An 8,564-nucleotide genomic window follows, 5' to 3' on the forward strand; every position below is an offset into this window, starting at 1 on the left:
TCAGCTTCGCCAGAACGCCGGGGACAAGACAATCACCACACTCAGAATCTCCAGACGACCCATCAGCATTCCCACCGAAAGCACCCATTTGGCTGCATCCGGCAGCGGCCCGAAATTACCCGCGGGACCAATGATGTCGCCCAGGCCCGGGCCGACGTTGGTGAGTGAGGTGAGGGCGCCAGACAATGCGGTGACGAAATCCAGCTGCATAGCAGCCAGGGCGACCGTAATCAGCAAGAGGCAAAGCAGGAAGATAAACGTGTAGGCAATCATTGAAGAGATAATCTCGTCGCTGACTGAACGACCATTGTAGTTACGGGTGAGCACTGCGCGGGGATGCAGCAGACGCATCAGCTGTTCCCGAAGGATGATCAGTGAAAGCTGGAACCGGAAGATCTTCATTCCGCCCGCGGTGGAGCCGGAACAGCCGCCCACAAACATCAGGAAGAAAAACAGCACAAACGCCAGTGGCCCCCAGGCCGAATAGTCCTCGGAGGCATAACCGGTGGTGGTTACCACAGAGGTCACATTGAAAAGGGTCGCTGCATAGTTATGGACCGGATCAAACGGGACCGGAGACACCATCCAGCGATACAGGGTCAGTAAAAGGGGCACGAAAAACAGGATGGCAAGAAACAGACGAACCTGCTTGTCGCGGAACAGGACACCGTGCTGACCGTGAAGTTCTCTCACAAACAGGAAAAAGGGGAGACTGCCAACGATCATGAACAGGGTTGCTTCCATCAGGATCAGATCATTGAACTTGCCCATGGAGAGATCTGACGTGGAAAACCCTCCGGTCGCGATACTCGTCAGGCCATGATTGAAGGCATCGAACAGGCTCATGCCCGAGAACCAATAGGTCAATACGGCAATCACCGAGAACGCCACATACACCAGCAAGAGGCCTCGACTGAGCGTTTTCATCCTGGGCAGGGCCTTGTCCGTCCATTCAGAGGATTCGGTGGCGAACAGGCGCATACCACCCACCCGGAGGAAGGGAAGTACCGCAACGAACATGCCGATGATCCCGATACCACCGATCCATTGCAGAATGGAGCGCCAGATCAGCAGATCACGGTCCATATCATCCAGGCCACTGAGCACGGTTGCGCCGGTGGTGGTAATGCCCGATGTGCCTTCAAAAAAGGCGTCCGCGAGCGATAGTTGCAAGTTACTGAGGTACAGCGGCAGTGACGCAAGCAGCGCGATTATGAACCACGATGATACCGTGAGTACAAACATGAAACGTGGCTTGAGATCCCGCGGCTTGCGGTATGTGGTTGCCATGCCCAGGACGCCGAGCGTGCAGACAATGGCCGCCGATTGCGCGAACGCCATGGCATTCGGGGCTTCGGAGCCCGCAAGCAGAATGACAGGCAAAGTCATGAAAATGCTCAATAGCACAAACATGACGCTGACAATGAAAATGACAGGGTAGAGATTTCTCAATGGAAGCTCGAGCCAGCTGATACCGGGAGACGGCGTCAGAATACCTGTGGGGGCAGGCTTCCGCAAGGTAACGCCACCCAGATCTCGGGGTTACCGGTGAATTAAATCGGTGTAAATAACGCGTAAATGCGGATCTTTCTGATGGCAAAAGTCGTGAGTGTGGTGCAAGTTCTGCGATGTACACCGAATGATTCGGTTAAGGAGATACCAGAATGAAACATGTACGTTCAATGGCCGTTGTTTTTGCCACCGGCCTGACAGCTGCGGGTGCCGCATCTGCCCAGGATATGTACAAGTCCGGCGTGGGCGCGCTTTACACTGGGCTAAACTACACCTTCATGAGCCTTGAAAGCGGTAACGCGGACGCCGATGTGGGTACGCTTTCTGCCAAGGTGGGCGTTATGGCCACGCCCTATCTGGGTATTGAAGCCCGGGGCGGTTTCGGCGTGGATGATGAGCGCATTGGCGGCGTCGATTACTCACTGGATAATTTCTTCGGCGGCTACGCCACGTTCAATCTCGCCAACGAATCCCCCATCACGCCCTATGCGATCCTTGGCTTTACCCGGGTAGAAATCGAAGCCTCTTCTTTCCTGGGGACCGCCACCGAAGATGAAACGGATGTGTCCTATGGTATCGGCATGAATATGGAGTTTGCGCCGAACCTGTCCGGTAATCTCGAGTACATGCGTTACTATGAAGACAGTGATGCCGAAATCGATGGTCTGGGCGTCGGCATTCAGTTCAACTTCTGAAACCGGACCACCGGGGAGCTTGTTTGAACCATCTGGCTCATGTTTTTCTCGCGCCGGACTCACCCGAAGCACGGGTGGGAAGCATCCTTGGTGATTTCACCAGGGGTGTCGACCTTTCGGCACTCCCGGCCCCGGTGAGGCAGGGGGTTCGCCACCATCTCGCCGTCGACAGCTTTACAGACCAGCACCCGGATGTGCTCGCCAGTAAACAGGTCTTTTCCCGTCAACGGCGTCGTTTCGCCGGCGTCGCCCTCGATGTTCTTTATGATCATTTTTTGCTCAAGCACTGGCCCAGATTCAGTGATATTGAGCGAGCGACGTTTATCCGTCGTATCTACGGTGAGTTACAGCAAAACGAACACCTGATGCCGGAATCAATGGCTCTGGTCACACGCCGGATGGTCTGCCATGACTGGTTCGGTGCCTATGAGGATCTTGAGAAGGTGGGCTATGCCCTGGACCGCGTCGCCGGTCGCGTACGCTTCAGAAACGGCTTTGCCGGCATTATCACGGAGATACGCGAAAACCAGGATGAACTGGAGCAAAAATTTTTATCGTTTTTCCCGGATTTACAGGAATTTGCAGGGGGTATTTGATGGGGTTTATGAGCAAGGCAATCCTGACGGCGGCGATGCTATCTCTGTCATCGGCGGTCATTTCAGCGGAATCCGATGCCAACAGGGAGCAACGCCCCCCGGAAACCCTTGGCTACGTTGAGTGGGTGGTGATGCAGGACACGACCCTCCGCCTCAAGGCCCGGCTGGATACCGGGGCCAAGACCTCATCCCTGCACGCCGTCAATATCGAGCCATTTGAAAGGGACGGTGAGGAATGGGTGAGCTTCCAGATTCCGTTGGGAGATCATGAAGACCAGCCAACTGAAGGCGAACTGGACCATGAAGACATCATCCTTGAGCTGGAGCGCCCGATCGAGCGTACCGTACTGATCAAGCGAAAGGGGGCGTCTTCGCAGAAGCGATACGTGGTCATGATGGATTTCTGTATTGCCGGCACCACCCACAGGACCCAGTTTTCACTGACAGACCGCGGCAAATTTTCTTATCCCGCGTTGCTGGGCCGTCGGTTTATGCGCGATGACAACATTCTGGTCGATTCCGCCGATACCTTTAAGGCCGAAACCGAGTGTGAGTATGTCTCCCTGGAAGAGTTGGCTGAAAAACACGCAGAAAAGGTCGTTAAGGGCGCCGGAACCGATTCCTAATCACAGGCGCCGGGTTCTTCATCCCAGTTGACCAGTTTTTCTTCCAGTATGGCGGCCGCCGCCGCTGAACTGTGGGTTTTCAGGGCGTTTTCAATTATCTCCTGATAGCGGCCGCTTTCACGCAGCCTTGCCAACCCCCGGTCGAAAGCACGCTTGAGACGGCCCGCCTCCGGATCCTCCCGCGAAAAAGGAAGGTGGTAAAGCGCGCTCCTCAGGGGCCGGGGGTGAAAAGTCAGTTGGGCTCTTGCATCCGGGCCAAGTTGTTCTGCAATCATGGCCTCTCCGACTACCGGGTCCATTGGAAACAGATCGATTCGCTGAAGCAGCAGTTTCCGGAAATTGGCCAGGTCGGATGTGGTGACGTCAGCGTTTACATGACCACTGTCAATGGCGCCTCTGAGGGTTTTACCGTAGCTGTAATCCTGTGTCAGCCCGACGTCCATCCCTCTGAGGTCTGATAAGGCCTCCCAGTCAAATGTCATGTCCTTTCGGTGATAAAACACGTAGTGATAGGGCAGAATCGGCGCTGAGTAGAGGAACTCCCGTTTCCTCTCGCTGGTGCAGGACCATACTGCGGAAGCCTGATATTTGCCGGACCTTACCAATGCCAGAGCACGGGACCAGGGAAAGAACGAAAACTCCACGCTCATGTCCTCGAGGGCAAAGGCCTCCCGGATAATCTGTGCGAGAAAACCACCATCTGGACGTTTCTCACTGAGGTAGGGCGGCCAGTGACCCGTAGTGATCCGTATGGTTTCCGCACGACTGGCGCTGTGGCCCGCAAGAACCAACGGGAGAATCAGGGCAAACAGTAACGGCCGATGCCACTTCATTGCAGCTCACTCTTTTTCATTCATTTCGAAGCACCTTGAGAACGGCGAACTCTTTCGGTTTCAGCCTGACTGGCTCCCCGTTAACAGTTACCTTGCGCATGGAAAGATCAATATGCAAGGCGCCGTTATCGAAGATTCATACGAATCAATACCAAGCACCTCATGGCCAAAGCGGGTAAGTTGCAGGGAGATGCCAGCTATACATGCTGCTATTGTGAGAGCAGGTCCTCAGGCTTCTGCACCCCAATGCGGTTTTGGTCAGACACTACTTATTACTTAGTGCGTCATCGAACCGACCGCTCAGATCCTCTGGTGTAGGTTAAAGGCTCATCCTGAATTCGAGATCACGCAATGGTTCAGTCGCCTTCCCGGCAATGACGCCAGGGGAGGAAGCCCTGATGAGGCGATTAACAAGGACACCTTGCCCGGCTTGCACATCCGATTTCAGGGAGAGTCTTATGAAAAAGTTACATTCGTTGCAATGGCGCCTGGTGCGACTGAATAACTGATGAAAATTGCCCTCATCATACTGGCCCTGTCAGTCGTGGTAATGACCGCCTTACCGCTGCTGCGTTTTAATCAGTGGTGGATTCGAATTCTCGATTTCCCGAGAGGGCAGATTGCGATCGCAGGCGTTCTGGTCAGTGGCGCCAGTCCTTTTTTTCTCGACTTCTCAAACCGTTATGAAGCTGCTCTGCTAGGCGTGTTGCTGCTGGCTGTTGGCCATCAGGTTATGAAAATTTTTCCCTACACGCGACTGAAGCGAAAACAGGTGTTTCCTGCACAATCATGCTCAGGCACCAAAAGCCTCAGCCTGCTGGTGGCAAACGTTCTTATGGACAACCGGCAATCAGAATCCTTCCTTGAAGTTGTGCGTATGTATGACCCGGATGTGATCCTCACCGTAGAGACAGACCAGTGGTGGCAGCAGGCTCTGCTGGCACTGGAAGAGAGCCATCCTTACACGTTGAAAAACCCTCTGGACAATACCTATGGCATGCTGGTATTCAGCCGCCTGATGCTGGTCGATACCGAGATCCGGTTCCTTCTGAAAGACAGCATTCCGTCAATGCACATGAGAGTGGTATTACGCTCCGGTGACCCGGTCTATCTGCATTTTGTTCATCCCGATCCGCCTAACCCCGTGTTTGCCACCGAGACCACCGAGAGGGATGCTGAGCTGCTCATTGTGGGTCGGGAGGTCGAAAAACGGGGCAAGCCCACCATTGTTGCCGGGGACTTCAACGATGTTGCCTGGTCCCACACCACCAGTCTGTTCCAGAAAACCAGCGGCCTGCTCGACCCTCGCGTCGGGCGAGGGATGTACAACACCTTTAACGCCAGGAATCCGCTTCTGCGCTGGCCACTTGATCACGTGTTTCACTCCGACCACTTCAGGCTCGTCAGGATGGAGCGAGGTCCCGCCTGGGGGTCAGACCATTTCCCTGTGTTTATCCAGTTGAATCTGGAAGCGGGCGCAGAAGCGGAGCAGGAGGAACCGGATACAAGCCCGGCGGAAAGTCGACAGGTCGAGGAAAAAATTGAAGAGGGGAGGCAGGAGGCATAAAACCTGATTTGAGGGTAGAGGGATGTAGTTTGAGGAACGTGACTCATGGGTTAACCGGTTTCGCGAGATGAATGGCGATGGGCAGCGACCGCATCGATGAACCGGGCGGCGACCGCATCGGCGTCTTCGCGCTGGCCCATAAGAATACCCGGGTCCTTTCCGGCGTCTGCCTCAATGCCCGCCATTTCCAGTAATCTATGACCGTCGCCCATGGCAAGGATTGTTTTGCAGTGCATGAAGTGGTCTTTCACGAACTCCATGGTTTCGGGGTTTTCCACCAATGCCTGCACCGCTGCAGTACCGTCGGGTAGTATCAAGGCATCGAACAGGAAACCCGGGGCGTTCTCCATGGATTTATTAGCTTCCACCATCGCTCCGGAATCAGTGGCGAATTCGCCAACCCTTGGGCCAACAAAGTGAACCACGGCGCCGGCATGGACCAGGGCACTGTGAAGGCTGGCCAACGAGGAGTGGGTCACGCCCTTTTCAACCAGTACGGCAATCTGGCGGGTGCGGACGCCGCATAGCCCCGGCAGCGCCGTTAACGAGAGCGCCGGGGATTCAGTGATCTCGGGCGACTGGGGGTTATCCATCGCTTTCGGCATGGCTTTCGGGACTGCCATGCCCAGACCGGCAGCAATCCTTTTGGCCAGATCCGTCGACACGTTCACCAGGGAGGAAAGCATCCGTTCACGGATGGCAGGCACACCCACTTTGCTGAGCTCGAATCGGAAGCCGTCGACGATATGGTCCTGCTCGATCTTTGTCTGGCTGTTGAAGAAAAGGGTGGCCTGGGCGTAGTGCTCGGCGAATTTTTCCGGCTTGCCGCGAACCTTGTCCTGGGCGTTGGAATCCGGGAAAGACACAAACCCTTCGGTTCCGGCCTGAAACGGGCAGCCACCGGCCAGCGAATTGGGCTCATAAGCGACACGGCCTCGGTGTACGGCCTGTCGGTGCAAACCATCGCGCTGGTTGTTTTGCACCTGTGCCACCGACGCATTAATGGGAATCTCGTGAAAATTGGGGCCGCCGAGACGCGTGATCTGGGTATCGGAATAGGAATGGATCCGACCAGCAAGCAGCGGGTCGTTCGAGAAGTCGATGCCAGGAATCACGTGGGCCGTGCAGAAGGCCACCTGCTCGGTTTCCGCAAAGAAATTGTCCGGATTACGGTTGAGCACCATTCTCCCGACGGGCGTCAGTGGTACCAGTTCCTCCGGGATTAGTTTGGTGGAGTCGAGTACATCGAAACTGAAGCTGTCTGCCTGTTCCTCGGTGAAGATCTGCAATCCCAGTTCCCACTCCGGAAACTCGCCGGATTCGATGGCTTCCCACAGGTCCCGCCGATGATAGTCCGGGTCCGCACCTGATATTTTTACGGCCTCATCCCAGACCAGTGAGTGGGTACCCTGAAGCGGTTTCCAGTGGAATTTGCAGAATACCGATCGGCCTTCGTTATTGACGAGGCGAAACGTGTGAACGCCAAAGCCCTGCATCATCCGGTAGCTGCGGGGTATGCCGCGATCTGACATCACCCACATCAGCATGTGGGTGGATTCGGGCATCAGTGACACGAAATCCCAGAAGGTGTCATGGGCCGAGGCGGCTTGTGGCATGCCATGATGAGGTTCCGGTTTCACCGCATGGACCAGATCGGGAAACTTCATTGCGTCCTGGATGAAAAACACCGGTATGTTGTTGCCCACCAGATCCCAGTTGCCTTCATCGGTATAGAATTTCACCGCAAAGCCGCGGGCGTCCCGTGCGGTGTCTTTCGAACCTCGTTCACCGGCAACAGTTGAGAAGCGCACGAAAACAGGTGTTGTCTTGCCTTTCTCGGAAAAGGGTGCGGCACAGGTGTACTTGTCCAGCGCGTCGTAGGCTTCGAAATACCCGTGCGCAGCGGAACCCCGGGCATGAACGACCCGCTCGGGAATGCGCTCATGGTCAAAATGGGTGATCTTCTCCCGTAGGATGAAGTCTTCCAGCAAGGAGGGGCCGCGCAATCCTGCTTTCAGCGTGTTCTGGTTGTCACCAACGGGAACGCCCTGATTGGTCGTCAGGCCCTAGCCACTGGGGTCAACCTTGAACTGATCGAGCAGGGCGATGTTGGCGTTGGCTCCAATCTGTGCCGGGCCGCCGGTCTTAGCGGTGCCGGGTTGCTCCGTGACGGTACTGGCCGTCAGCTTGTCGGAGCCCGGTTTTGTGAACTCTCCGGCTGGTGGCGCCACAGCGTTGTCATGGCCGTGCTCAAGATTCTTGATATTGTTGAAGGGCATGGCGGCGACGAAGTCGTCGCTTGCACCCGCCATCTTCGCGACGATGTCGTTAGTTCTAAGCACGCCATCATTTACCTGATCTTTTCTGCGGGACGAGCGTGCGAGTTTCTTTTCCTTTGCCATGATGCTTCCCCGTAAGGTGTTGGTGAGCTCAATTGATTCTTATGAAAGCGCTGGAACCCTGTCTGTTCGCTAACCAACGCTTGTCCTCTATATCTGAACCGAGTAATTGATCGAATGGCTCTCTGGGTAGGGGATCTAATGCGGTATCCGGGCGGGATGGTTGATAAAGCTGCGTTGCGGCAGCTCGCTGTTAAATTCGGGAGAAACTGGTGAACCTATTCGTACGCAGTCTTTATTTAACATAATATACATTATGCGCAGTATGGTATGCGTTTAAATAACATTATTACGGATTTTATCTTTTCCCTCTCCTCGCATCCGAGCGGCTTACCA

General features: G+C 55.2%; 6 protein-coding genes and 1 pseudogene. 4 read left to right on the plus strand and 3 right to left on the minus strand.

Annotation, left to right across the window (positions count from 1 at the left end; all coding sequences use genetic code 11):
• On the minus strand, nucleotides 1-1,413 hold the full coding sequence (locus ACESMK_RS11110; RefSeq protein WP_372998303.1) for a TrkH family potassium uptake protein: 1,413 nt from the start codon (nucleotides 1,411-1,413) through the stop codon (nucleotides 1-3).
• Nucleotides 1,414-1,664: 251 nt separating this feature from the next.
• Here ACESMK_RS11110 and ACESMK_RS11115 point away from each other — a divergent pair, with 251 nt between their 5' ends.
• The 3 genes from ACESMK_RS11115 to ACESMK_RS11125 are packed head-to-tail and all read left to right on the plus strand — an operon-like array spanning nucleotide 1,665 to nucleotide 3,429.
• Nucleotides 1,665-2,207, plus strand: a complete 543-nt coding sequence (locus ACESMK_RS11115; protein ID WP_372998267.1) for an outer membrane beta-barrel protein — start codon at nucleotides 1,665-1,667, stop codon at nucleotides 2,205-2,207.
• Between the two features lie 23 nt (nucleotides 2,208-2,230).
• Entirely contained in the window at nucleotides 2,231-2,803 is a 573-nt protein-coding gene (locus tag ACESMK_RS11120) for an ACP phosphodiesterase (protein WP_372998270.1), read from the plus strand.
• An 8-nt stretch (nucleotides 2,804-2,811) separates the two neighbouring features.
• On the plus strand, nucleotides 2,812-3,429 hold the full coding sequence (locus ACESMK_RS11125) for an ATP-dependent zinc protease (RefSeq protein WP_372998273.1): 618 nt from the start codon (nucleotides 2,812-2,814) through the stop codon (nucleotides 3,427-3,429).
• Here ACESMK_RS11125 and ACESMK_RS11130 read toward each other — a convergent pair.
• Nucleotides 3,426-4,262, minus strand: coding sequence for a substrate-binding periplasmic protein (locus tag ACESMK_RS11130; RefSeq protein ID WP_372998276.1), 837 nt, complete (start codon nucleotides 4,260-4,262; stop codon nucleotides 3,426-3,428). The two genes, ACESMK_RS11125 and ACESMK_RS11130, sit on opposite strands and share 4 nt — an antisense overlap.
• A 508-nt stretch (nucleotides 4,263-4,770) precedes the next feature.
• Between ACESMK_RS11130 and ACESMK_RS11135 the strand changes: the two genes are divergently transcribed.
• Nucleotides 4,771-5,829, plus strand: coding sequence for an endonuclease/exonuclease/phosphatase family protein (locus ACESMK_RS11135; protein WP_372998279.1), 1,059 nt, complete (start codon nucleotides 4,771-4,773; stop codon nucleotides 5,827-5,829).
• Between the two features lie 50 nt (nucleotides 5,830-5,879).
• Here ACESMK_RS11135 and ACESMK_RS11140 read toward each other — a convergent pair.
• Nucleotides 5,880-8,015, minus strand: a pseudogene (locus ACESMK_RS11140) (catalase).
• Nucleotides 8,016-8,564: the final 549 nt, after the last annotated feature.

Source organism: Marinobacter sp. (assembly GCF_041687235.1).
Taxonomy (GTDB): domain Bacteria; phylum Pseudomonadota; class Gammaproteobacteria; order Pseudomonadales; family Oleiphilaceae; genus Marinobacter.

Coding starts and splice junctions, on each gene's coding strand:
- ACESMK_RS11135 (WP_372998279.1), top strand. CDS start 4,771: ATGAAAATTGCCCTCATCATACTGGCCCTGTCAGTCGTGGTAATGACC.
- ACESMK_RS11110 (WP_372998303.1), bottom strand. CDS start 1,413: ATGTTTGTGCTATTGAGCATTTTCATGACTTTGCCTGTCATTCTGCTT.
- ACESMK_RS11115 (WP_372998267.1), top strand. CDS start 1,665: ATGAAACATGTACGTTCAATGGCCGTTGTTTTTGCCACCGGCCTGACA.
- ACESMK_RS11125 (WP_372998273.1), top strand. CDS start 2,812: ATGAGCAAGGCAATCCTGACGGCGGCGATGCTATCTCTGTCATCGGCG.
- ACESMK_RS11130 (WP_372998276.1), bottom strand. CDS start 4,262: ATGAAGTGGCATCGGCCGTTACTGTTTGCCCTGATTCTCCCGTTGGTT.